Source organism: Streptococcus ferus DSM 20646, from assembly GCF_000372425.1.
Classification (GTDB): domain Bacteria; phylum Bacillota; class Bacilli; order Lactobacillales; family Streptococcaceae; genus Streptococcus; species Streptococcus ferus.
In genome coordinates this window covers 21,632-45,390 of the sequence record NZ_AQVD01000006.1, presented here as the reverse complement: position 1 = coordinate 45,390, position 23,759 = coordinate 21,632, and the positions used below count along the sequence as shown (strand labels likewise).

General features: G+C 43.0%; 22 protein-coding genes and 1 other RNA gene. 20 read left to right on the top strand and 3 right to left on the bottom strand.

From position 1 onward, the window contains the following. Positions 1-58 precede the first annotated feature (58 nt). The 14 genes from proB (at position 59) to nadE (ending at position 14,296) form a co-directional block, all read left to right on the top strand. The gene (gene proB / locus A3GY_RS0108255; RefSeq protein WP_018030934.1) at positions 59-859 is read left to right on the top strand and encodes a glutamate 5-kinase; all 801 of its coding nucleotides are present in this window, start codon (positions 59-61) and stop codon (positions 857-859) included. A gap of 3 nt (positions 860-862) precedes the next feature. Beyond that, a complete protein-coding gene (locus A3GY_RS0108250) occupies positions 863-2,113 on the top strand; it encodes a glutamate-5-semialdehyde dehydrogenase (protein ID WP_018030933.1) in 1,251 nt (416 codons plus the stop codon). A gap of 63 nt (positions 2,114-2,176) precedes the next feature. Next, positions 2,177-3,127, top strand: coding sequence for a 16S rRNA (cytosine(1402)-N(4))-methyltransferase RsmH (gene rsmH / locus A3GY_RS0108245; protein ID WP_018030932.1), 951 nt, complete (start codon positions 2,177-2,179; stop codon positions 3,125-3,127). Positions 3,128-3,135: 8 nt separating this feature from the next. Beyond that, positions 3,136-3,459, top strand: coding sequence for a cell division protein FtsL (ftsL, locus tag A3GY_RS0108240; protein ID WP_018030931.1), 324 nt, complete (start codon positions 3,136-3,138; stop codon positions 3,457-3,459). A 3-nt stretch (positions 3,460-3,462) separates the two neighbouring features. Further along, positions 3,463-5,706 carry a penicillin-binding protein PBP2X gene (gene pbp2x / locus A3GY_RS0108235; RefSeq protein WP_018030930.1) on the top strand — a complete coding sequence of 748 codons (2,244 nt, stop codon included), beginning with the start codon at positions 3,463-3,465 and terminating at the stop codon, positions 5,704-5,706. Position 5,707: 1 nt separating this feature from the next. Further along, positions 5,708-6,727, top strand: a complete 1,020-nt coding sequence (mraY, locus tag A3GY_RS0108230) for a phospho-N-acetylmuramoyl-pentapeptide-transferase (RefSeq protein WP_018030929.1) — start codon at positions 5,708-5,710, stop codon at positions 6,725-6,727. Positions 6,728-6,805: 78 nt separating this feature from the next. After that, positions 6,806-8,149, top strand: coding sequence for a DEAD/DEAH box helicase (locus tag A3GY_RS0108225; protein WP_018030928.1), 1,344 nt, complete (start codon positions 6,806-6,808; stop codon positions 8,147-8,149). 129 nt (positions 8,150-8,278) lie between these two features. After that, positions 8,279-9,097 carry a transporter substrate-binding domain-containing protein gene (locus tag A3GY_RS0108220; protein WP_018030927.1) on the top strand — a complete coding sequence of 273 codons (819 nt, stop codon included), beginning with the start codon at positions 8,279-8,281 and terminating at the stop codon, positions 9,095-9,097. Between the two features lie 18 nt (positions 9,098-9,115). Then, complete coding sequence (locus A3GY_RS0108215; RefSeq protein ID WP_018030926.1) at positions 9,116-9,919, top strand: amino acid ABC transporter permease; 804 nt, start codon at positions 9,116-9,118, stop codon at positions 9,917-9,919. Continuing rightward, positions 9,919-10,662: an amino acid ABC transporter ATP-binding protein gene (locus A3GY_RS0108210; protein ID WP_018030925.1), complete on the top strand. Its 744-nt coding sequence runs from the start codon at positions 9,919-9,921 to the stop codon at positions 10,660-10,662. The genes A3GY_RS0108215 and A3GY_RS0108210 overlap by 1 nt, the downstream gene beginning before the upstream one ends. A gap of 46 nt (positions 10,663-10,708) precedes the next feature. Then, positions 10,709-10,933 carry a DUF4059 family protein gene (locus A3GY_RS0108205; RefSeq protein ID WP_018030924.1) on the top strand — a complete coding sequence of 75 codons (225 nt, stop codon included), beginning with the start codon at positions 10,709-10,711 and terminating at the stop codon, positions 10,931-10,933. A 64-nt stretch (positions 10,934-10,997) separates the two neighbouring features. Then, complete coding sequence (gene trxB, locus A3GY_RS0108200) at positions 10,998-11,912, top strand: thioredoxin-disulfide reductase (RefSeq protein WP_018030923.1); 915 nt, start codon at positions 10,998-11,000, stop codon at positions 11,910-11,912. Positions 11,913-12,014: 102 nt separating this feature from the next. Further along, the gene (locus A3GY_RS0108195; RefSeq protein ID WP_018030922.1) at positions 12,015-13,475 is read left to right on the top strand and encodes a nicotinate phosphoribosyltransferase; all 1,461 of its coding nucleotides are present in this window, start codon (positions 12,015-12,017) and stop codon (positions 13,473-13,475) included. Next, the gene (nadE, locus tag A3GY_RS0108190; RefSeq protein ID WP_018030921.1) at positions 13,472-14,296 is read left to right on the top strand and encodes an ammonia-dependent NAD(+) synthetase; all 825 of its coding nucleotides are present in this window, start codon (positions 13,472-13,474) and stop codon (positions 14,294-14,296) included. The genes A3GY_RS0108195 and nadE overlap by 4 nt, the downstream gene beginning before the upstream one ends. Before the next feature lie 137 nt (positions 14,297-14,433). On the opposite strand, the gene pbp1a is transcribed toward nadE, so the two are convergent. Beyond that, positions 14,434-16,659, bottom strand: coding sequence for a penicillin-binding protein PBP1A (gene pbp1a / locus A3GY_RS0108185; RefSeq protein WP_018030920.1), 2,226 nt, complete (start codon positions 16,657-16,659; stop codon positions 14,434-14,436). After that, positions 16,643-17,248: a Holliday junction resolvase RecU gene (recU, locus tag A3GY_RS0108180; protein WP_018030919.1), complete on the bottom strand. Its 606-nt coding sequence runs from the start codon at positions 17,246-17,248 to the stop codon at positions 16,643-16,645. The genes pbp1a and recU overlap by 17 nt, the downstream gene beginning before the upstream one ends. Positions 17,249-17,324: 76 nt before the next feature. Between recU and A3GY_RS0108175 the strand changes: the two genes are divergently transcribed. From A3GY_RS0108175 to A3GY_RS0108160, 5 genes are all read left to right on the top strand, one after another. Beyond that, the gene (locus tag A3GY_RS0108175; RefSeq protein ID WP_018030918.1) at positions 17,325-17,846 is read left to right on the top strand and encodes an SLOG family protein; all 522 of its coding nucleotides are present in this window, start codon (positions 17,325-17,327) and stop codon (positions 17,844-17,846) included. Positions 17,847-17,949: 103 nt separating this feature from the next. Then, entirely contained in the window at positions 17,950-18,276 is a 327-nt protein-coding gene (gene gpsB / locus A3GY_RS0108170) for a cell division regulator GpsB (RefSeq protein ID WP_018030917.1), read from the top strand. 12 nt (positions 18,277-18,288) lie between these two features. After that, positions 18,289-18,649, top strand: an RNA gene (gene rnpB, locus A3GY_RS10155) — RNase P RNA component class B. Positions 18,650-18,707: 58 nt separating this feature from the next. Continuing rightward, a complete protein-coding gene (locus A3GY_RS0108165) occupies positions 18,708-19,859 on the top strand; it encodes a THUMP domain-containing class I SAM-dependent RNA methyltransferase (protein ID WP_018030916.1) in 1,152 nt (383 codons plus the stop codon). A gap of 13 nt (positions 19,860-19,872) precedes the next feature. After that, entirely contained in the window at positions 19,873-21,417 is a 1,545-nt protein-coding gene (locus tag A3GY_RS0108160; protein ID WP_018030915.1) for a cell division site-positioning protein MapZ family protein, read from the top strand. Between the two features lie 73 nt (positions 21,418-21,490). Here A3GY_RS0108160 and A3GY_RS0108155 read toward each other — a convergent pair whose 3' ends face one another. Further along, positions 21,491-21,973 carry an S-ribosylhomocysteine lyase gene (locus tag A3GY_RS0108155; protein ID WP_018030914.1) on the bottom strand — a complete coding sequence of 161 codons (483 nt, stop codon included), beginning with the start codon at positions 21,971-21,973 and terminating at the stop codon, positions 21,491-21,493. A gap of 142 nt (positions 21,974-22,115) precedes the next feature. Between A3GY_RS0108155 and A3GY_RS0108150 the strand changes: the two genes are divergently transcribed. After that, the gene (locus tag A3GY_RS0108150; protein ID WP_018030913.1) at positions 22,116-23,723 is read left to right on the top strand and encodes a ribonuclease Y; all 1,608 of its coding nucleotides are present in this window, start codon (positions 22,116-22,118) and stop codon (positions 23,721-23,723) included. Positions 23,724-23,759 lie beyond the last annotated feature (36 nt).

The window sequence follows — 23,759 nt, the reverse complement described above, 5'->3', positions numbered from 1 at the left end:
TAGAAGGGGCTTTTCGATTATTGGGCAGAAAGGACTATTTTATGCTATAATGATTCCCATGAAACGTAATTTTGAACATGTAAAGCGGATTGTGATTAAAGTGGGGACAAGTACGCTGGTCCTTCCAAACGGTAAAATAAATTTATCAACACTAGATAGCCTGGCTTTTGTCATCTCAAACTTGATGAATCAGGGACTAGATGTCATTCTCGTTTCTTCGGGAGCTATGGGGTTTGGTCTGAATGTGTTGAATTTGGATAAGAGACCGGGAGAAATTGCCCGTCAGCAGGCCGTCTCAAGTGTGGGGCAGGTCTCCATGATGAGCCTTTATTCCCAGATTTTCTCCCATTACCAGACCCAAGTGTCTCAGATTCTTCTCACACGAGATGTGGTTGTCTATCCAGAGAGTCTTGCCAATGTCACCAATGCTTTTGAGGCCCTTTTATCCATGGGGATTGTACCGATTGTAAATGAAAATGATGCGGTCAGCATTGATGAGATGGATCACCTGACTAAATTTGGGGACAATGACCGTTTGTCTGCGATTGTTGCTGAGATTACACAGAGCGATCTTCTCATTATGTTATCGGACATTGACGGTCTTTTTGATAAAAATCCAACCATCTACGACGATGCCAAACTGCGTCAGCATGTTTCAGAATTGACCGAAGAGATTTTAGAATCTGCTGGGGGTGTCGGCAGTAAATTTGGAACCGGCGGTATGATGAGCAAACTGAAATCAGCCCAGATGATTTTTGATAACGATGGGCAGATGATTCTCATGAATGGTGCCAACCCAAGAGATATTTTACAGGCCCTTGACGGAAAAAACATCGGAACCTTATTTTCAAAGGAGTAGCTTATGACTTATATTGATGATTTAGGAAAACATGCTAAAAAAGCAGGTCAGCGGTTAGCAAAACTTGGAACAGCTGAAAAAAACAAAGCCCTGCTGGCTGTAGCAGACGCTTTGGAGAAAGAGACCGCCTTTCTTTTAGCTGAAAATGCCAAAGATATTGCGGCAGCCAAAGACCATGGTATTTCTGATATTATGGTGGATCGGCTGCGACTGGATGAGACAAGGCTGGCAGATATTGCTTCTGCGGTCCGTGATGTGGCTGATCTTGAAGATCCCATCGGTCAGGTTGTGCGTGGTTACACCAATCTGGATGGCCTTAAGATTATTCAAAAAAGGGTCCCTCTGGGGGTCATTGCCATGATTTTTGAGAGCCGGCCCAATGTCTCTGTGGACGCATTTAGCCTAGCCTTTAAGACAGGCAACAGCATTATCCTGCGTGGCGGCCGTGATGCAATTCATTCCAATACCGCTCTGGTCAAGGTTATCCGTCAGGCACTGGCAGAAGAGCATTATGATCCAGATGTGGTTCAATTAGTGGAGGATACCAGCCATGCTGTTGCTGAAGAATTGATGCAGGCCGTTGACTATGTCGATGTTTTGATTCCTAGAGGAAGCGCCAGACTAATCCAGACAGTCAAATCCAAATCAAAAGTGCCTGTCATTGAAACAGGTGCCGGCAATGTCCACATCTATGTTGATCAATCAGCTGACTTAGAGATGGCTGTTCAGATTGTCATTAACGCTAAGACTCAGCGGCCAAGTGTGTGTAATGCCGCAGAAAGTTTAGTGGTTCATGAAAAGATTGCCAATGTCTTTCTGCCTAAGCTGGAGCGGGCTCTGGCAGAGGTGCAGCCTGTGGCATTTCGAGCAGACGAGCGGGCGCATGAGATTTTTGAACAGTCTGTTTTGGCCGAGCCAGAAGACTTTGCAGCTGAATTCTTAGATTATGTGATGTCCGTTAAGGTGGTCGATAGTGTAGAAGAGGCCATTTCATGGATCAATACCTATTCAACCCATCATTCAGAAAGTATTGTGACCAAAGATATTGATGCGGCAGAACGTTTCCAAGATGAAGTGGATTCTGCGGCGGTCTATGTCAATGCTTCAACGCGGTTTACAGATGGTTTTGTTTTTGGGCTGGGTGCTGAAATTGGGATTTCTACTCAGAAAATGCATGCCCGCGGGCCAATGGGGCTTGAAGCGCTGACCAGCACGAAGTTTTATATCAATGGCAGCGGTCAGATTAGAGAATAGAGAGGGACACTCTCTATTCTTTTTTGGTTTATTATCCTTCAAAAATATGATAAAATGAAACCTATGACCAATGACTTTTACCATACGACGGTTCTGCTTCATGAAACCGTGGATTCTCTTAACCTTAAACCCGATGGTATCTATGTTGATGCCACTCTGGGCGGGGCAGGCCACAGTGAGTATCTCTTGTCTCAGTTGAGTGACAGAGGACATCTTTATTGCTTTGATCAGGATCATCGGGCGATTAATAATGCCCAGAAGCGCCTTGAGGCTTATGTGGCTCGCGGTCAAGTGACGTTTATCAAGGACAACTTTAGGAATCTCAAGGAGCGGCTAGCTGAGCAGGGGGTTACTGAAATTGACGGTATTCTTTACGATCTGGGAGTTTCCAGTCCTCAGCTAGATGAAAGAGAACGCGGCTTTTCTTATAAAAAAGATGCGCCTCTGGATATGCGAATGGATCAGGAGGCGAACTTAACCGCCTATGATGTGGTGAACACTTACAATTACCATGATTTGGTCAGAATTTTCTTTAAATACGGTGAAGACAAGTTTTCCAAACAAATTGCTCGGAAAATTGAAGACGTCAGAAAGGTCAAGCCAATTGAAACCACCACTGAGCTGGCCGATATTATTAAGTCAGCCAAACCGGCCAAGGAACTCAAGAAAAAGGGGCACCCGGCCAAACAGATTTTTCAAGCTATCCGTATCGAGGTTAATGATGAATTGAAAGCGGCAGAAGAGTCGCTGTCACAGGCAATGGATTTGCTGGCTCTTGGTGGCCGTGTGTCTGTTATTACCTTTCATTCCTTAGAAGATCGCTTGACCAAGCAGCTTTTTAAAGAAAGAACCACTCTGGATGTGCCAAAGGGCCTGCCTTTTATACCAGAAGATTTAGAACCAAAATATGCCTTAGTTAACCGTAAACCCATTTTGCCGAGTCCAGAAGAAGTGGCCGCCAATCATCGTGCCCACTCAGCTAAACTACGGGTCATTAAAAAAATTCGAAATTAGAGAAGCCAATGACAAATGAAAAACGCAGCGAAGCCATTTCGCAAGCTTTGCAAAAAAGAATCCGAACGTTTACCCGCCTGGAAAAGGCTTTTTATGGTGCCTTGATTATTACGGCCATTGTGATTGCTATCGGAATCATCAATTTACAAAGCCGAAACTTGCAAGTCCAGCAAGAAATCAGCCGTTTAAACAGTAAAATTAACGATGAAGAGACAGCCTATGATAATGCTAAACAAGAGGTCAATGAACTGAGCCGTTATAGCCGCATCACGGACATTGCCAAAAATGGCGGCCTGTCATCGCAAAGCAATAATATTCAAAAGGTGGAGTAGCCTATGCGAACCTTTATGAAATCCTTTTTAGACTATGTTGTGGGTGACCGCAGGACACCTCAGAAAAACAGGGAGCGCGTGGGACAAAATTTAATGATTTTGTCTGTCTTTATCTTCTTTGTCTTTATCATCAACTTTATCATTATTATTGGCAGTGACAGCAAGTTTGGGGTCGATCTCTCCAAAGGTGCCTCTTCGGTTTATCAGACCGTCCATACCGTTCAGGCTAGAAGGGGAACCATTTACGATAGAAACGGCAATCCCATCGCAGAAGATTCGACGACTTACAGTATCTATGCCGTCATCAATAAGTCTTATGTATCCACCTCAGGTGAAAAACTTTATGTCCAATCCAGCCAGTTTGATCAGGTGGCTGATATTTTTAGTCAGCATCTGGGGATGGATAAGAACTACGTTCTCAGCCAGCTAAAGCAAAAAAAATTAAGCCAGGTTTCCTTTGGGACACAGGGCTCCAATATTTCTTACAGTACCATGACGACTGTCAAAGATGCCTTAGCATCTGCCCATATCAATGGGGTTGACTTTACCACCAGTCCTGGACGGATGTACCCTAATGGGGTGTTTGCTTCGCAGTTTATTGGCTTAGCTCAGGTCAAGGAAAATAAAGACGGCACCAAGAGTTTAGTCGGTGCCACAGGAATGGAAGCCTCCCTAGACGCTATTTTATCCGGGAAAGATGGTCAGGTGACTTATCAGAAAGATAAAAATGGCAATACCCTTTTAGGAACGGCAACCACAATTAAAAAAGCTGAAAACGGTAAGGATGTCTACACAACTTTATCTGCGCCTATTCAGACCTACTTAGAACGCCAAATGGATATTTTCCAAGAAAAAGCCAAAGGTGTTCAGGCCAGTGCAACGCTTGTCAACGCTAAAACGGGTGAGATTTTAGCAACGACCCAGCGCCCTAGCTTTGATTCTGATACCAAGGCAGGTTTAGATGCCGAAGGCTTTACCTGGCAGAATGTGCTTTACCAAACGAATTACGAGCCAGGATCAACCATGAAGGTGATGACCCTAGCTTCGGCCATTGATAAGGGCGTGTTTAATCCCAATGAGGCCTACGACAGTTCTGGTCTGACGATTGCGGATGCCACCATTAAAGACTGGGACGTCAATGAAGGTCTGACAACGGGTCAGTATCTGACCTATGCCCAAGGTTTTGCCCATTCCAGTAACGTTGGGATGACCTATCTTGAACAAAAGATGGGCAATGAGACCTGGTTAAATTACCTGAATAAATTCCGTTTTGGTTTTCCAACTCGTTTTGGTATGGGCAGTGAAGCCTCAGGTCTTTTGCCTTCAGACAATATTGTGACGATTGCCATGAGTTCCTTTGGTCAAGGGATCGGTGTCACCCAGACCCAAATGTTAAGAGCTTTTTCTGCGATTTCTAATGACGGTGTGATGCTAGAGCCCCAATTTATCAGCAAGATATATGACCCTAATACCGACACTTCACGTTCAGCCAAAAAAGAGGTTGTTGGCAATCCTGTCTCTAAAAAAGCAGCGACAGAAACTCGCCAATACATGGTCACCGTTGGGACAGATCCTTATTATGGAACCCTTAATAGTAATGGATCACCGGTAATTCAGGTCGGCAACCAGTCAGTTGCAGTCAAGTCAGGAACAGCTCAGATTGCTGCTGAAGACGGTTCAGGCTATTTAACGGGTAGCCATGACTATATCTATTCCGTAGTGGCTATGGTACCATCCGAAAATCCCGACTTTATGATGTATGTGACCCTCCAGCAGCCTGAGAGCTTCAGCATGACCTATTGGCAGGATGTGGTAAATCCTGTACTAGAAGAAGCAACTCTGATGAAAGACACTCTGCTAGAACCAGCAGCCAATCCGCTGAAATCACAGACAAAATTTGCCATGCCGGATATTGTCGGTAAAAGTCCTGGCGATTCAGCTGACCAGCTGCGGCAAAATTTAGTTCAGCCAATCATTTTGGGAAGCGGCAGTAAAATTACCAAAACGTCAGTTGCAAAAGGGAAGAATCTCAAGGAAAATCAACAAATCCTCCTTTTGACCAGCAATTTTGAAACGGTGCCCGATATGTATGGATGGACTAAGAAGAACGTTGAGACTTTCGCTAAATGGACCAACATCAAGATTACCTATAAAGGGCAAAAATCAGGGCGAGTGACCAAACAAAACGTTGAAGTTGGCAAAAAGCTCAATAGTATCAAGAAAATGACAATTACATTAGGAGAATAAGATGTTAACCAGTATATTTATCGCGGGGCTGTTCGCTTTTGCCTTATCGATCATCCTCATGCCCTTTTTCATTCGTTTTTATCAGATGAAAAAGATCAGCGGTCAGCAGATGCATGAAGACGTTAAGCAACATTTGGCCAAAGCAGGAACACCGACCATGGGAGGAACAGTCTTTTTGGCAGTTGCCCTCCTCGTTTCTCTGATTATGGCTCTTTTTCCTTATTTTCAGTATGGTCCTGCTATTGGTTCGACAATAGCGACCTTATCTGTCCTTTTTATCTATGGAACCATTGGCTTTTTGGATGATTTTTTGAAAATTTTCAGAAAAATCAATGAAGGACTGACAGCTTCTCAAAAAATGACCCTCCAGATTATCGGTGGACTTGTCTTTTATTTTGTACATGTTCGCCCCAGCGGAACAGATGCCTTAAATTTTTTTGGTTTACATCTTCATTTGGGTATCTTCTATGTTTTCTTTGTTCTTTTTTGGGTGGTCGGCTTTTCCAATGCGGTTAACCTGACAGATGGTATTGATGGCTTAGCCTCGATCTCTGTGGTCATTAGCTTAGCTACCTATGGCATCATCGCTTATCAGCAACGGCAATTTGATGTGCTGTCTATTATTGTGGTGATGATTGGAGCCCTTCTTGGTTTCTTTATCTATAATCGCAAGCCAGCCAAGGTATTTATGGGAGATGTCGGCAGTCTGGCGCTAGGAGCCTTATTGGCTACCATTTCCATCACTCTCCGCCAAGAGTGGACCTTGATTTTGGTTGGTATCGTTTATGTTTTAGAAACCTCATCTGTCATGCTGCAGGTCTTCTACTTTAAGTGGACCAAGCGAAAGACGGGCGAAGGACAGCGTATCTTCCGGATGACACCTTACCATCACCACTTGGAACTCGGTGGACTTGGATTTGGAGACAGCTCTACTCGCTGGTCTGAATGGCAAGTTGATTTCTTTCTGTGGGGTCTGGGACTCCTTGGAAGTCTCTTGACGCTGGTGATTTTATATGTCTAACAAAACGGCAGTTTTCTGCTGTTTTTGCTTTTTTAGAAAGTTTAATGCTATAATGGGTAAGATAGATTAGAGGTAAATATGACATTCAATGATTATCAATTTAAAGAGTATATCCATCAGGCCTTGGCCGCTGCTAACTTTGAAAGACCAACTCCTGTTCAGGAGAAACTAATTCCTGTGGTCCTATCCGGACGAGATCTGGTCGGTGAATCCAAGACGGGTTCGGGCAAGACCCATACTTTTTTGATACCAATTTTCCAAATGCTGGATGAAACGGCAGATCAGGTGCAGGCAGTCATTACGGCACCGTCACGAGAGCTAGCGACGCAGATTTATCAGGCGGCTCGTCAGATTGCAGGGCATTCCGAGACAGACCTACGAGTGGTTAACTATGTGGGAGGTACTGATAAGACTCGTCAGATGGACAAGCTTCAGTCCAATCAGCCTCATATCGTTATCGGGACACCAGGACGTATTTATGATTTGGTCAAGTCAGGTTCTTTGGACATTCATAAGGCGAAGGCCTTTGTGGTTGATGAAGCAGACATGACGCTGGATATGGGCTTCTTAGAGACCGTGGATAAGATTGCGGCGACTTTGCCCCGCAAAGTACAGATTTTGGTCTTCTCAGCGACTATTCCACAAAAATTACAACCCTTTTTGAAAAAATACTTATCCACTCCAGTCATTGAACAAATCAAGACTAAAACGGTCATTTCAGATACTATTGAAAACTGGCTGATTTCCACCAAGGGTCGAGACAAAAATGCTCAAATTTTAGAGATGACCAAGCTCATGCAGCCTTATTTGGCCATGATTTTTGTCAATACGAAGGCGCGTGCAGATGAGCTCCATAGCTATCTGACGGCTAATGGTTTGCGGGTAGCCAAAATCCATGGTGACATTCCTCCGCGGGAGCGTAAGCGTATTATGAGCCAGGTGAAAAATCTGGAATTCCAATACATCGTGGCAACGGATCTAGCTGCGCGTGGGATTGATATCGAAGGAGTCAGCCATGTCATCAATGACGCCATTCCTCAGGATTTGTCCTTCTTTGTTCATCGTGTGGGACGTACGGGAAGAAATGGGCTGACAGGAACGGCGATTACCCTCTATCAACCAAGTGATGACTCTGATATTCGAGAACTGGAAAAAATGGGGATTGCCTTCCTTCCAAAACTCATCAAAAATGGTGAGTTTCAGGACACTTACGACCGTGACAGGCGTGCTAATCGTGAAAAAAGTCAGGAAAAACTTGATTTGGAAATGATTGGCTTGGTCAAAAAGAAAAAGAGAAAAATCAAGCCCGGCTATAAAAAGAAGATTAAATGGGCAGTGGATGAAAAACGCCGAAAAACCAAACGGATTGAAGCCCGTGCCCGAGGCAGGGCTGAGCGTAAAGCCCGAAAACAGGAATTCTAAAGCAGTGATTGTTTACAGTCACTGCTTTTTTGTGATAGGGAAATATTATCACAGTGATAAGAAATAACTATTATACAGCTTATGGCTATCGTGATAAACTGAAGTATAAAACGATTTTAGGAGAAAATAATGACAAAAAGCAACTATAAATGGCTAAGTCTGCTTGCCCTGTTTATCTCGGCTTTATGGCTGACACGGCCAGTCCAAGCAGCCTCTAAAACAACCATCACATTGGCAACGGACTCAGATACAGCACCTTTTACCTATAAAAAAGATGGCAAATTTGCCGGTTATGATATTGAAGTGGTGAAGGCTATTTTTAAAGGGTCTAAGGACTATAAAGTCAAATACGAGACCGTCCCTTTCTCTTCAATTTTGACTGGGATTGACGCTGGGCGTTACCAGCTTTCTGCTAACAACCTCAATTATAACGAAGAAAGAGCTGAAAAATATCTCTTTTCAGACCCTATCTCCAAATCCAATTATGCCATTGCCAGTAAGGCTGGAAAACTGAACAGTTTGAGTGAGCTGTCAGGAAAAACAGTTGAAGTTTACGCAGGCTCTAATTATGCTGGTATTTTAGAAGACTGGAATAAGGCAAATGCTGATAAAGAAGCTATTGACATTAAGTACGTTGCCAATTCGGTCACTCTGGCACAGCGATTGCAAAATGTCGAAGCAGGCAAGATTGATTTTCTGCTCTATGATGCCATCTCTCTCAAAACCGTCATTAAAGATCAGGGAATAAACCTTAAGGTTGCTGATGTCACCGATAAAGTCGGCGGTGATAAGGATGGCTTAGAATATATCTTATTTGCTAAAGACGATGAGGGGAAAAAACTCCAAGCCTTCGTGAATAAACGCATTAAGGTCCTGAAAAAGGATGGAACGCTCAAAAAACTCAGTAAAAAATACTTCGGCGGCGACTTTGTATCTTCGTTGAAGTAGGTCTAGAAAAGGAACATTATGTCGCTTTATGTATTATCGACAGGTTGGTATGACAACTTTGTCGCACTATTTCCGGAAGGTAAACTATTCAGTTGGCGTTCGGTCTTCGATGCCATTCCTTCCATTCTTGAAAAACTACCAACGACCCTGCTCTTAACTCTGGGAGGGTCCGTTTTTGGTCTTATTCTGGCCATGCTCTTTGCCATTGTGAAAATCAATAGAGTCAAGGTGCTGTATCCGATTCAAGCGGCCTTCGTCTCTTTTTTGCGAGGCACACCAATCTTGGTTCAGCTCATGCTGACTTATTACGGGATTCCCTTGGCTCTCAAGGCCTTAAACCAAAAAACAGGTCTGGAATTAAATATCAATGCCATTCCAGCATCTGTTTTTGCCATCACAGCCTTTGCCTTTAACGAGGCAGCCTATACCAGTGAAACGATTCGGGCGGCCATTCAGTCTGTCAGCGCAGGGGAAATTGAAGCTGCTAAGAGCTTGGGTATGACCAATGCTCAAATTTACCGCCGCGTCATCATCCCCAATGCAGCCGTGGTGGCAACGCCAACTCTGATAAACACCCTAATTGGTCTGACGAAGGGAACTTCTCTAGCCTTTAATGCTGGTATTGTGGAGATGTTTGCGCAGGCTCAAATTTTGGGGGGCTCTGACTACCGTTATTTTGAACGTTTTATCTCCGTTGCCTTAGTCTACTGGGCAGTCAGTATCGTGATCGAACAAGTCGGTCGGCTCATTGAAAAGAAAATGGAAATTGCCTCACCCGCTAATATTGTTCAAGATACAGCAGTGGAAGGAGGGGTTCGCTAATGATTCGCATTTCGCATTTGAGCAAGGCTTTTTCGGGACAAAAAGTTCTTGATAACCTTGATTTAGAAATTGAAAAAGGAGATGTTGTTGCCTTGGTCGGGGCTTCGGGTGCCGGAAAATCAACGTTTCTGCGCAGCCTGAATTATTTGGAGGAGCCTGATTCAGGAACGATTGAAATCGATGACTTCAAGGTTGATTTTCAAGAGATCAGTAAGGAAGAGGTTCTCATTCTTCGCCGCAAGCTGGCCATGGTTTTCCAGCAATTTAATCTTTTTGAACGCCGAACAGCCTTAGACAATGTCAAAGAGGGGTTGAAGATTGTCAAAAAACTTTCTGATGATGAGGCCACAAAGATTGCTAGGGAAGAGTTAGCCAAAGTTGGCCTTTCCGATCGAGAAAATCATTACCCAAGACATCTATCAGGCGGTCAAAAACAAAGGGTTGCCCTGGCGCGAGCCTTAGCAATGAAGCCAGATGTTCTCTTGCTTGATGAGCCGACTTCTGCTCTTGATCCAGAGCTTGTGGGAGAAGTTGAAAAGTCTATTGCCCAGGCTGCTCAGTCTGGACAGACCATGGTTTTGGTCAGTCATGATATGGCTTTTGTCCGCCAAGTGGCTGATAAAGTTCTCTTTCTTGAAAAGGGGCATATCTTGGAAGAGGGAAGCCCTGACCAGCTCTTCAATCATCCTAAGGAAGAACGGACACGTGAATTTTTTGCCAGTTACAAAAAGAGCTTTATCTGATATAATAAAAGTACTCCTAAGGGAGTACTTTTAGTTTGGTGGTCATATGTTAGTAGAAATTTTTAAATTATATTTGCAAGGATTAATCTTATCCAGCCTGACAGTCCTCTTGATTTCTGCAGCCTGGATTTTTTATCGGGCTTTAAGAAGGAAGGATAAGACGTCCAAGGAACGACTGTCTATCTTATACGAAGCCCTCTTAATGGATTTAGTGACTATTCCCATCTTGGCTTTTGCTTATATGGCGATTATTTTGATGTTACAAGCGTAAGAGTGGAAAAATCATTGTATTTTTTTTAGAATAAGGAACAGAAATAGTAAAAGAAGGATAAATTATGTACGATACCATCATTATTGGGGCAGGGCCAGCTGGTATGACAGCGGCTCTTTATGCAGCTAGAAGCAACCTCAAAGTAGCCACTCTGGAACAAGGTGCACCTGGCGGCCAGATGAATAATACCGCCGATATTGAAAATTACCCAGGCTATGACATGATTTCTGGACCGGAATTGTCTATGAAGATGTTTGAACCCCTTGAAAAACTTGGAGTGGAAAACCTCTATGGAATTGTTTCGAAGATTGAAGAAGATGGCCCAATCAAAAAGGTGATTACAGATGATCAGGTTTATGAAGCGAAGACCGTTATTTTAGCGACTGGAGCCAAGCATCGCCATCTAGGTGTTCCAGGGGAAGAAACATACAGCAGCCGTGGTGTCTCTTATTGTGCGGTCTGTGACGGTGCTTTTTTCCGAGATCAGGAACTTTTAGTAGTTGGCGGTGGAGATTCAGCTGTTGAAGAAGCATTGTTTCTAACACAGTTTGCTAAGAAAGTGACCATTGTGCATCGTCGGGATGAATTACGTGCTCAAAAAGTATTACAAGAACGGGCCTTTGCTCATGACAAGATTGATTTCATTTGGGACTCCGTCGTGAAAGAAATCAAGGGTGATGACAATAAGGTGACCAGTGTTGATTTTGAAAATCTTAAAACAGGTCAAATCAGCAATCAAGCCTTCGGAGGTGTGTTTGTTTACGTAGGACTTGATCCTGTTTCTTCTATGGTTGAGGACCTAGGTATCACAGATGACGATGGCTGGGTACCAACGGATGATCATATGAGAACTTCTCTTTCTGGACTTTTTGCGGTGGGAGATGTCCGTCAAAAGGATCTCCGTCAAATCACAACGGCTGTTGGTGATGGTGCGACAGCTGCTCAGGAAGCTTACCACTACATTGTCGACCATTTTTAAAAACATGAAAGGAGAAGCCAGAAGGCTTCTTTTCTTTGAGATATTATCCTGTCAGTAGTCAAAAATGTGGTATAATAAAGGCATTATATCAAAGGAGAAATCATGTATTCAGATGATAGTTTAAGCCTGCATACCGATTTATATCAAATTAACATGATGCAGGTCTATTTTAACAAAGGGATTCATCAGAAAAAAGCGGTATTTGAAGCCTATTTCCGTAAAGAGCCATTTGAAAATGGCTATGCGGTTTTTGCAGGGCTTGAAAGGCTGGTTCATTACTTAAAGAACCTCACTTTTTCTGAAACAGATCTTGCTTATCTGCAGGATTTGGGTTATCCAGAAGATTTTCTAGCCTATTTAAAGGACTTGCGCCTGGAATTAAGTGTGAAATCCGCACAAGAAGGTGACTTGGTATTTGCTAATGAACCCATTGTTCAGGTAGAAGGTCCCTTGGCTCAATGTCAGCTGGTTGAAACCGCTTTGCTAAATATTATCAATTTCCAGACCCTGATTGCCACCAAGGCTGCCCGTATTAGGTCAGTCATTGAAGATGAGCCTCTTTTGGAATTTGGCAGCCGACGCGCTCAGGAAATGGATGCTGCCATTTGGGGGACAAGGGCAGCTGTTATTGGTGGGGCAGATGCTACCAGTAATGTCCGAGCGGGTAAGATTTTCGGTATTCCAGTTTCAGGGACCCATGCCCATTCATTGGTACAGGTCTATGGAAATGATTATGAAGCCTTTAAGGCTTACGCAGCCACTCATAAAGATTGTGTCTTCTTGGTGGACACCTATGACACATTGCGTTTAGGAGTGCCGGCAGCTATTCGTGTGGCCAAGGAGCTGGGTGATCAGATTAATTTTTTAGGGGTTCGCATTGATTCTGGAGATATGGCCTACCTATCCAAAAAGGTACGCAAACAGCTGGATGCCGCAGGTTTTACAGAAGCTAAAATTTACGCATCCAACGATTTGGATGAGAATACCATTCTCAATCTTAAGATGCAAAAAGCTAAAATTGATGTCTGGGGGGTTGGAACAAAACTGATTACAGCCTATGATCAGCCTGCCTTAGGAGCTGTTTATAAGATTGTATCCATTGAAGATGATCATGGCATCATGCAGGATACCATCAAATTGTCCAATAATGCTGAAAAGGTATCAACCCCCGGAAAAAAACAAGTCTGGCGGATTACCAGCAAGGCGAAAGGGAAGTCAGAAGGTGACTATATCACCTTTACAGATGTGGATGTCAATGATTTAGACGAACTTTATATGTTCCATCCGGTCTACACTTATATCAATAAAACGGTGAAAGACTTTGCCGCTGTTCCTCTCCTAGTGGATATTTTTGATCAAGGCGAATTAGTCTATGACCTGCCGAGCTTAGACAGCATCAGAGCTTATGCCAAAAAAGAGTTAGACAACCTCTGGGACGAGTATAGACGTGTTCTCAATCCTCAGGATTACCCTGTTGATTTAGCTAAGGACGTCTGGGATAATAAGATGAATCTGATTGATCGCATCCGTAAGGAGTCTTATCAAAAAGGAGAGGTCAAATGAGTTTACAAGAAAGTATAATTAAGGCATTAGGTGTTCAGCCGACCATTAATCCTGAGGAAGAAATCCGAAAATCGGTTGATTTTCTGAAAAACTACTTGAAAAAACATCCTTTTCTTAAAACCTTGGTCTTAGGGATTTCAGGAGGGCAGGACTCCAGTTTGGCTGGTCGTTTAGCCCAAATTGCCGCAGCAGAAATGCGCCAAGAAACTGGCGATTTGTCCTACCAGTTCATCGCCGTCCGTCTTCCTTATGGTATTCAAGCAGATGAAGTGGATGCGCAAAGAGCGTTAGCCTTTATCAAGCCGGACAAGAGTCTCACCGTTAATATTAAACCTGCCGTAGATGGTCAGGTTGAGGCTTTGGAGGAAGCGGGTGTTTCTGTCTCTGACTTTAACAAGGGCAATATTAAAGCGCGGCAGCGTATGATTACCCAATATGCCATTGCTGGCGAATACAGGGGTGCGGTCATTGGTACCGATCATGCTGCGGAAAACATTACAGGCTTTTTCACGAAATTTGGCGACGGTGGGGCTGATATTTTGCCGCTTTTCCGTTTAAATAAGCGACAAGGGAAACAACTCTTGGCACAATTGGGTGCTGATAAAGCCATTTACGAGAAAGTGCCGACAGCGGACTTAGAAGACGGTAAGCCAGGCTTAGCAGATGAAGTGGCTCTCGGCGTAACTTACGCAGATATTGATGACTACTTAGAAGGGCGGCCGATTAGTCCAAAAGCACAGGAAACCATTGAAAATTGGTGGAAGAAGACGGAACATAAACGCCATCTGCCCATCACCATCTTTGATGATTTTTGGAAATAACAAAGAGAAGTGGAATAAGGATTTCCAATAAAGCGTGTATCAAAGAGTTGGTGCTGCATGATAAAAAGAGTTTGAGACAAAAATCTCAAACTCTTTTTGTATGTGGATTACTAAGATAGCGGGAAGCAAAGTTTTTCTTATTCCCCGTTATCACTTGTTTCTGATGATGCTGCAGCTTCAGTTGTCTGACTGTTACTGTCTTGATTGCTGCTGTTATTATTGGTTTCACTGGAATCGTTCGATGCCTGTGTGCTATCATTATTATTGTTGCTGCTATCGTCAGAACTATCTGATGACGTTGCTGCTGTCGTACTGCTGTAGTTACCGCCTGCGTATTTAGAATTTGAACCGGAAGAACCGTCAAGGTAGAGGTAGGATCCGCTGCGGTACAGGCCGTCAGGCATTGTCCAATCGGTGCTGACGCCACCCGTCAAGTGTAACATCATTGTCCGATAAACCTGAGCAGCAATGTTGAGGGAATCCCCGTAAACGGGGTGAAGCCGATCCTTGTAACCTGTCCAGACAGCCATCGCATACTGTGATGTGTAGCCGACAAAGTTTTCATCTGGTGCAATTGTTCCCAAGCTATACGGATTGAGACCATATTTCTCAGAGATTTTAGGCAACTCGTCATCGGTATAGTTAGAAGTACCTGTTTTACCAGCTTGATAAAGACCCGAAATTTGTGCTTGCGTCCCAGTACCATAAGTGAGGACGGTTTTTAGCATATCGGTCATCATATAAGCTGTTGTTTCTTTCATTGCTCGGCTGCCCTGAGCATCATAAGTCTCAGTGGTGCCGTCCTTAAATTCAATTTTGTTGACATACTGAGGCTTATAGTAGGTACCGCCATTAGCAAAGGCAGCAAAGGCGATTGCCATTTTTTCACTACTTGCGCCATATTTTTGGCTGCTGCTGGAATTGTTACTAGAGATGGCATTTGAGTAATTCATCTCAGGGTAATCAATGCCTAAACCGCTTAAATAGTTTTTGGCGTTGTCGAGACCGGCAGCTTCAAGGGCACGGACAGCAGGGACGTTACGAGACTGCTGAATGGCAGTTTGCATCGTCATCCAGCCATTATACCTGCGGTCCCAGTTATAAAGCTGAGTAGTTGTGCCAGGCCAGTAGTAAACAGAGTCGTTTAACATCTGAGCTGTTGTTGTAAAGGCACCTGTTTCAATAGCTGGGCCGTAGGCCGAAATAGGCTTCATTGTAGAACCCCAGTCTCGGTCGGTTAGGACAGCCTGGTTGGTACCGAAGGAAACGTTGGTATCTTGATTTCTGCTACCGAGCTGAGCAATCACTTTACCGTTGGTGACATCGACAACGGTTGAAGCGACTTGGAAGTCACTGTCAGGGTAAGCGATGTATTGGTCGCTGTTATAAATATCCCATAGATACTGCTGGGCATCGGCATTAACATTGGTATAAACTTTCATGCCAGCAGAGAAGATGTCTTGACCAGTCCGTGATTTAACTTCGGCAATAACCTGTTTAAGGTAATTATCCATATACTTAGGATAACTTGAGGATTCTTTAAGTTCTTGTAAGCCATCAGTAATCGGCACTTGAATGGCTTCGTCGTATTCCGCCTTGGAGATTTTTTTATAGCGATACATTTGCTTTAAGACAGTATCACGGCGTGTTTTGGCGGCATCAGGATGAACGTAAGGGTCATACTGGCTAGGTGCTTGAGGAATCCCAGCCAAGAGAGCCAGTTGGGCGATGGATAAATCTTTTAAATCCTTAGCAAAGTAAGACTTGGCTGCGGTCTTCATCCCATAATTCCCATTTCCCATGTAGACTTTATTAATATAGAAGGTTAAGATTTCTTCTTTGGTATATTTTCTTTCCATCTGCAGAGCCAACCATGCCTCTTGAGCTTTACGCTTTAAGGTTTGATCGGATTTTTTGGTAGAGAAATAAGCCAGTTTTATCAACTGCTGGTCAAGAGTTGATCCCCCTTGAGTCGAGTCGCTGAATGCATTTTTCCAAGCAGCTCCGATAATACGGTAGATATCCACACCACGGTGTTTGAAGAAGCGATGGTCTTCGATAGAGGTGATAGCGTTGACCAGATTCAGAGGAACATTGTCAGAAGAAACACTTTCACGTTTTTCTGCACCTAAATCGGCAATCAGATTATTGCTGCTGTCATAAACGAGGCTGGAGTTGGTTGCTTTTAGTTTACTTTCAGATAACTTTGGTGTACTACTCACATAGTAAGCGAATAAGAGGCCGCCGACTACTACTGCCAAGATCACAAGACTAGCAAGCGCGCCTGCAAGGTATTTTAAAACTGTTAAGAAGAATTTTTTGTCGAATTTAATATTCTTTAATTGATCAAATTTGATTGTCATCACCGCCTAAAAAATTTTTTTCAATAATGTCTAAGTAAGGAACCTGAGGAAAAACGGACTCAGCAACTGGGTAACCATTTTTTTTGATATAATCAAGTGGCATTGATTTTCCGCCTCGATCGATTTGATAGAAAGCAATTAAATCGGCCGCAGGGAGAAGGTAGGTTTCTCTTAGTGTTGAGAAGTGCAAGAGAACAAAGCAAATTCCGTTTTGACTCAGAACGCTGGCCATATGCTCAATCTGGTGAGCATGAAAATTTTTCATTGGCATTGCTGTTTTCTGACGGGTCTCTTTAGCTTCAAAATCAATGTAATGCCCTTTGTAAACCCCAGAGTAATCTGTCGTTGAGGCTTGTCTGAAATAGGCTTCAACAATCTTGGCTCGGCTCCTCTTAGGGTAGTCAACCTTGACGATTTGGACGGGGGTTGGTTTTTTGTGAATCACAGCAATCTGCCGAGACAAATAGTAGTCGTTGGTAGCATTGATCGCTGTTTCAAAAGACATTCCGCGATTAGCGAAGTTAATGGTTTTAGCTTCGGAAAATACTTTATTTTGTTTACGAATTAAGTTATGAGGGTAGTTAACCATAGAACTCCTAACTTTGTAATAAGTAATAAATAAAACACTATCCATTATACCATATTTTTAAAAAGGACAACAGTTTATGTCAACAATTCTTATTACAGACTACAAAAGTTTTGAATTAGGGATTTTCCAGGATAAAGACCCTAAAATAGAAGTCATCAAGAAAGCGATTAGGCGGGATATGGTCCGGATGCTGGAAGCTGGTGCAGACTGGTTTATCTTTTTGGGGAATTTAGGTTTTGAATTCTGGGCTCTGGAGGTTGCCAAAGAACTGCAAGAAGACTATGATGTCATGCTGGCAACTATTTTCGCCTTCGAAAATCAGGGGGAGAATTGGAATGAGACCAATCAGGAAAAGTTAGACCAGTTCAAGCAAGTTGATTTTATCAAATATAGCTTTAAGGATTATCAAAATCCGTCGCAATTCCGACAATACAACCAATTTTTAATCTCGAATTCCGATGGCGCCTATCTTTTCTACGATGAAGAAAATGAGACTAATATTAAATTTATATATCAATTAATGAAGGAAAAAGACAATTATTTTATCAATCAATTACGCTTTGAAGACTTAAATGACATCGCTCAAGACGAGGGCTAATGATTGCACAAAAGACTTGATTTTTAATTTTTTTTTAGGTATGATAATCAAGGTAGGATGGTTTTGACCAGTCCTTAAAGAATGATGAGTTTGGAGAAAACGAATGCCAACAGTTATGTATACCCCTAAAGATATTTTTGATCAAGAATTTAAAACCAGTATGCGCGGCTATGACAAAAAAGAAGTTGACGAATTTTTGGATGATGTCATTAAAGATTATGAGATTTTTGCTTCAACTATTGAGGAGCTCCGTAAGGAAAATGCCCGCTTAAAGGAAGAAGCGCAAAAAGCGCCGGCAGCTTCTAGGCCAGCAAGCCCAGCGGCTTCTAGCAGTTCATCAATCGCAGCGACAACAGCTACGAATTTTGATATCTTAAAACGGATCAGTCGCTTGGAAAAAGAAGTTTTTGGCAAGCAGATTATTGAGTAAAAGAATGGTGCAATTTTTGGATAATCGCATGGGATAACCATGAGGAAAGTCCATGCTAGCACTGGCTGTGATGCCGGTAGTGTTTGTGCTAGACGAAAAAATAAGTCTAGGGACATGGTGACATGTTACGGCGGATAAAATGACTAAGTCTTCTGATAGGTCAGAGTTATCCTGAAAGTGCCACAGTGACGTAGTTTTTATGGAAACGTAAAAAGTGGAACGCGGTAAACCCCTCAAGCTAGCAACCCAAACTTTGGTCGGGGCATGGGAAAGCTGGAAACGAACAGTCTTTCCTGACTGCATAAGCAGTAGACAGATGATTATCGAAGGCGGCAGAGCCTAGTGTCGCTGGAACAAAACATGGCTTATAGAAAATTGCATAATAGGTTAGCTAGCGTAGGCTAGCTTTTGTTTTCAACAAAAGAGGAATTATGAAAAACGAATTGAAATTAGTGGCAACTGCAGCGGCTGGGCTCGAATCGGTGGTGGGCCGAGAAATACGAAATCTAGGGATTGACTGCCAAGTTGAGAATGGCCGCGTGCTCTTTTCAGGCGATACGAAGACGATTATTGAAACCAATCTATGGCTGCGTTCGGCTGACCGCATCAAAATAATGGTCGGAGAATTTCCTGCGAAAACCTTTGAAGATCTATTTCAAGGTGTTTTTGCTCTGGATTGGGAAAATTATATTCCTTTAGGTTGCCGTTTTCCTGTCGCTAAGGCTAAATGCGTTAAATCCAAACTGCACAATGAACCCAGCGTGCAGGCCATTAGTAAAAAGGCTATTGTCAAAAAATTACAGCAGCATTTTCATCGTCCCGAGCATGTGCCATTGGTGGAAAATGGTCCAGAATTCAAGATTGAGATTGCCATTTTAAAGGATAAAGCCAGAGTCATGATTGATACGACCGGTTCCAGTCTTTTTAAACGCGGCTATCGAACCGATAAGGGCGGAGCTCCTATCAAAGAGAATATGGCTGCGGCGATTATCGAGCTTAGTAACTGGTTCCCCGATAAACCCTTTATTGATCCGACTTGCGGTTCGGGTACCTTTTGTATTGAGGCCGCTATGATAGGAAAAAACATAGCTCCGGGACTCAAGCGGAACTTTGATTTTGAAGCCTGGCCTTGGGTGGATAGTGAATTGATTCAAGCGGTGAGAAATGAAGCTCTTGCAGCGATTGACGAGTCTGTCGAGCTTGATATTTCTGGTTATGACATTGATGGCCGTATGATTGCGATTGCCCAGAAGAATGTCCAAGAGGCTGGACTTGAAGATGTTATCAAATTGAAACAAATGCGGCTGCAAGACTTAAAAACCAGCAAAATAAATGGTGTGATTATTTCAAACCCGCCTTATGGAGAGAGACTTCTTGATGACAAAGCGGTAGACATTTTGTATAATGAAATGGGTCAAACCTTTGCTCCTTTAAAGACTTGGAGCAAATTTATTTTGACGAGCGATGAACAGTTTGAAACGAAATATGGACAAGTCGCAGATAAAAAACGAAAATTATACAATGGAACCTTGAAAGTAGACCTCTATCAGTACTATGGTCAGCGGGTCAAGCGTTCTCAATAGAGAGGAATAGAAAGTGTCTGAAGAACAAAAAAGCCCCCTTGAAACGGAAGAAAACCTAGATTTTAAAGATGCTAAGGATTTGACTGTCGGAGAAGCTGTGCGAAAAGATTCGGAGCTTAAGGCAGGAGTGACAGATGAGGACGGAGTGCTGGATAAGTATATCAAGCAGCACCGTGAGGAGGTTGCTTCTCAAAAATTTGATACGAAAACACAGGAGCTGGACACGAAAGCTTTAGATGATTTTATCAAAAAACAGCGTGAAGAACTGGAAAATACAGGGCTGATTGAATCCGAGGAAAAAAGTGAGCCGGCAGCCAATCAACCAGCTGACTTGGGAGAAACGATTGTAGCGCCTGCGATTGAACCAGACTCTCAAACGGAGTCTGCTTTTGAAGATGTTGTTTTGGAGCCACAAGAAACCCAATCAAGTCTAACAGAGGCAGAGGACAGCACACGGCCAGACAGTGAATTCTCACGTGTTGATTATAGTGACTTTGATGGCGAGCTTGATGAGGAAGAAAAAAGACCTTTCTATAAGAGAAAGGGCGTTATCCTAGGACTTTTGGCAACTCTTGTTCTTGCTATCGGGGGTCTCATTTTTGGACTTAATCGTCAAAATAGTCAAACGACTACGACCACGACAACAACCAGCAGTTCCAGTAAGACATCGGCTAAAGCCAACTCACAATCCTTTAAGAAATCATATGCAGCTTTCTTTACGGATTCTGAGAAAACCAAATTAAAAAATAGTGCTTTTGCTAATCTACCGAGTCTTGAAAAGATCTTAAATAAGTTAAAAAATACCAGCTATTATACAAATGCTAAAAAACAATACGACAGCTTGAAACGTCAGATTGCTGCAATCAATTTGGTTAATGGTAAGTTTAAGACCAATGCGATTGTGGATGGTGAGCAAAAGACAGCAACAGTCAAAGACGACGCTAATTTTGATGACATTTCAGATGACGATTTAAATACTGGCAATGCCACTTTAGATGCGCTTCTGAAATCAGTCGTGGCAGATGGCCGTCAGCAGCTAGCAGACAAGGCAGCTAATGCCTCATCTTCAGGAGCTGGTTCGTCAGCATCATCTGATACAGCCACTTCATCAGATTCGGCCAACGCATCATCAGGAAGTTCATCATCGCAGGCTTCTGGATCAGATACCAGTGCAAGTTCATCATCGTCTGCTAATCAGGGATCATCTGGCAGCTCAGCAGCCATCGTAGGTGCTTCTGGCTATGGTATTTCCAGCTACAATCCAGCCACTCTGCAAAGAGACCGCAGCCGTGTTCCTTATAACGATGCTATGATTGCAGACAGCAATAATCCAGCTTGGACCTTTAACCCTGGAGTTCTAGAAAAAATTGTTGCCACTTCACAAGCGCGCGGCTATATTACAGGAAATGATTATATCCTTGAAAAAGTTAATATTATCAATGGCAATGGCTATTATAATATGTTTAAGCCTGACGGAACCTATCTTTTCTCTATCAACTGTAAGACAGGTTACTTTGTTGGAAATGCCTCAGGAAATTCTGACAGTTTGGATTATTAGGTCAAAGAACCATCAAGAAAAAGCCTCAAGGCTTTTTCTTTTTATTATGCGCGGGAAAAAGGTTTGGCTGTCCCTAGACTAGATGTCTTTCAAAAGCGTTATCCGAAATACCCTGCTCTAAGATTAGTTTAGCCCATTCTTTGGCTGAGAAGAGGCTGTGGTCTTTATAATTGCCGCAGGATTCAATTGTTGTTCCTGGTACGTCTTCCCAAGAGGTAACAGTCGCAATTTCTTCGAGACTGGCTTTAATGACCTTGGCGATGTCGTTTGCTGTAGGCTGTCCCCACATAATCATATGAAAACCGGTACGGCAGCCGAAAGGGGAACAGTCAATAAGCCCATCAATACGCTCGCGAATCAGCTGCGCCAGCAGGTGCTCGATCGTGTGCAGACCGGCAGTTGGGATAGCATCTTCATTTGGCTGAACCAAGCGAATATCAAAATTGGTAATGATGTCGCCTTTAGGGCCGCTTTCCTCTGAAATTAACCGGACATAAGGTGCTTTTACAATGGTGTGGTCCAGCTCAAAGCTCTCTACAGTAACGTCTTTAGGCATAAAAAATCTCCTTTTCTTTTTATTTATCATAACATATTTAAGGATAAAATGTGTTCATTTTTAGATTGTGAAAATCTCCTTTTTATGGTACACTATATGGTGGACTTTCTATTGAAATCCAATAAAAAATTGAGGTAAAAACATGGGAAATATGATTATTGGTCTTGTTTTTGCACTCATTGGTTTGGTTATAGGTTATGTGGTTGTTTCGGCGAAAATGAAATCCGCTAAAGATACTGCAGAACTGACTCTTTTAAACGCTGAACAGGAGGCTGTCAATGCGAGAAGCAAGGCTGAGGCTGAAGCTGAGCATATTAGAACGACAGCTGAGCGTGAGAGCAAGGCCCATAAAAAGGAATTGCTTTTAGAGGCGAAAGAAGAGGCTAGAAAATATCGTGAAGAGATTGAAAAAGAATTTAAGTCTGAAAGACAAGAGTTGAAACAGATGGAAACACGCTTAACAGAGCGTGCTTCTTCTCTTGACCGTAAAGATGAGAATCTAGCAAGTAAAGAAAAAATGCTCGATAGTAAAGAGCAGAGTCTAACCGATAAATCTAGACATATTGATGAGCGTGAAGAACAAGTATCACAGTTAGAACTGAAAAAAACTGAGGAACTTGAGAAAGTAGCATCATTGACACAGGATGAGGCTCGCAATATCATCCTGTCAGATACGGAAAAGAAACTGACACATGAAATTGCAAGCCGTATCAAAGAAGCCGATCGTGAAGTTAAAGATCGCGTTGATAAAAATGCAAAAAATCTGCTTGCCCAAGCCATGCAGCGTTTGGCTGGCGATTATGTGACGGAACAGACCATTACAAGTGTTCATCTACCAGATGACAATATGAAGGGACGGATTATCGGTCGCGAAGGCCGTAATATCCGAACACTGGAAAGTTTGACAGGGATTGATATTATCATCGATGATACACCTGAAGTAGTGGTGCTTTCAGGCTTTGATCCTATCCGTCGTGAGATCGCCAGAATGACTCTGGAAGCCCTTATTCAAGATGGTCGTATCCATCCTGCCCGTATCGAAGAACTGGTTGAGAAAAATCGTTTGGAAATGGATAATCGTATTCGTGAATACGGTGAAGCAGCTGCTTTTGAGATAGGGGCACCTAATCTGCATCCAGACCTGATTAAGCTGATGGGCCGTCTGCAGTTTAGAACCTCTTATGGACAAAATGTGTTGCGCCACTCGGTCGAGGTTGGTAAATTAGCTGGTCTTCTGGCAAGTGAGCTGGGTGAAAATGTTGATTTGGCAAGACGTGCAGGCTTCCTCCATGATATGGGGAAAGCCATTGACCGTGAAGTTGAGGGCAGCCACGTTGAAATCGGAACAGAATTTGCTCGTAAGTATAAAGAGCATCCTATTGTTGTTAATACGATTGCCAGCCACCATGGTGATGTTGAGGCCGAATCGGTCATTGCTGTCTTGGTAGCTACCGCAGATGCCTTGAGTTCAGCCCGTCCTGGTGCTCGAAATGAGTCTATGGAAAACTACATTAAGCGGCTTCGTGACCTTGAGGAGATTGCAACGAGTTTTGAAGGTGTTCAGAACAGTTTTGCCCTGCAGGCTGGACGCGAAATTCGTATCATGGTTCAGCCACAGAAAATTTCAGATGATCAGGTGACGATTTTGGCACATGATGTTCGTGAGAAAATTGAAAATAATTTAGATTATCCGGGTAACATTAAAGTGACCGTTATCCGTGAGCTGCGTGCGGTTGACTACGCAAAATAAGACAGAATCCGCTTGATTATCAAGTGGATTTTTGTT

Coding starts and splice junctions, on each gene's coding strand:
- proB (WP_018030934.1), top strand. CDS start 59: ATGAAACGTAATTTTGAACATGTAAAGCGGATTGTGATTAAAGTGGGG.
- A3GY_RS0108250 (WP_018030933.1), top strand. CDS start 863: ATGACTTATATTGATGATTTAGGAAAACATGCTAAAAAAGCAGGTCAG.
- rsmH (WP_018030932.1), top strand. CDS start 2,177: ATGACCAATGACTTTTACCATACGACGGTTCTGCTTCATGAAACCGTG.
- ftsL (WP_018030931.1), top strand. CDS start 3,136: ATGACAAATGAAAAACGCAGCGAAGCCATTTCGCAAGCTTTGCAAAAA.
- pbp2x (WP_018030930.1), top strand. CDS start 3,463: ATGCGAACCTTTATGAAATCCTTTTTAGACTATGTTGTGGGTGACCGC.
- mraY (WP_018030929.1), top strand. CDS start 5,708: ATGTTAACCAGTATATTTATCGCGGGGCTGTTCGCTTTTGCCTTATCG.
- A3GY_RS0108225 (WP_018030928.1), top strand. CDS start 6,806: ATGACATTCAATGATTATCAATTTAAAGAGTATATCCATCAGGCCTTG.
- A3GY_RS0108220 (WP_018030927.1), top strand. CDS start 8,279: ATGACAAAAAGCAACTATAAATGGCTAAGTCTGCTTGCCCTGTTTATC.
- A3GY_RS0108215 (WP_018030926.1), top strand. CDS start 9,116: ATGTCGCTTTATGTATTATCGACAGGTTGGTATGACAACTTTGTCGCA.
- A3GY_RS0108210 (WP_018030925.1), top strand. CDS start 9,919: ATGATTCGCATTTCGCATTTGAGCAAGGCTTTTTCGGGACAAAAAGTT.
- A3GY_RS0108205 (WP_018030924.1), top strand. CDS start 10,709: ATGTTAGTAGAAATTTTTAAATTATATTTGCAAGGATTAATCTTATCC.
- trxB (WP_018030923.1), top strand. CDS start 10,998: ATGTACGATACCATCATTATTGGGGCAGGGCCAGCTGGTATGACAGCG.
- A3GY_RS0108195 (WP_018030922.1), top strand. CDS start 12,015: ATGTATTCAGATGATAGTTTAAGCCTGCATACCGATTTATATCAAATT.
- nadE (WP_018030921.1), top strand. CDS start 13,472: ATGAGTTTACAAGAAAGTATAATTAAGGCATTAGGTGTTCAGCCGACC.
- pbp1a (WP_018030920.1), bottom strand. CDS start 16,659: ATGACAATCAAATTTGATCAATTAAAGAATATTAAATTCGACAAAAAA.
- recU (WP_018030919.1), bottom strand. CDS start 17,248: ATGGTTAACTACCCTCATAACTTAATTCGTAAACAAAATAAAGTATTT.
- A3GY_RS0108175 (WP_018030918.1), top strand. CDS start 17,325: ATGTCAACAATTCTTATTACAGACTACAAAAGTTTTGAATTAGGGATT.
- gpsB (WP_018030917.1), top strand. CDS start 17,950: ATGCCAACAGTTATGTATACCCCTAAAGATATTTTTGATCAAGAATTT.
- A3GY_RS0108165 (WP_018030916.1), top strand. CDS start 18,708: ATGAAAAACGAATTGAAATTAGTGGCAACTGCAGCGGCTGGGCTCGAA.
- A3GY_RS0108155 (WP_018030914.1), bottom strand. CDS start 21,973: ATGCCTAAAGACGTTACTGTAGAGAGCTTTGAGCTGGACCACACCATT.
- A3GY_RS0108150 (WP_018030913.1), top strand. CDS start 22,116: ATGGGAAATATGATTATTGGTCTTGTTTTTGCACTCATTGGTTTGGTT.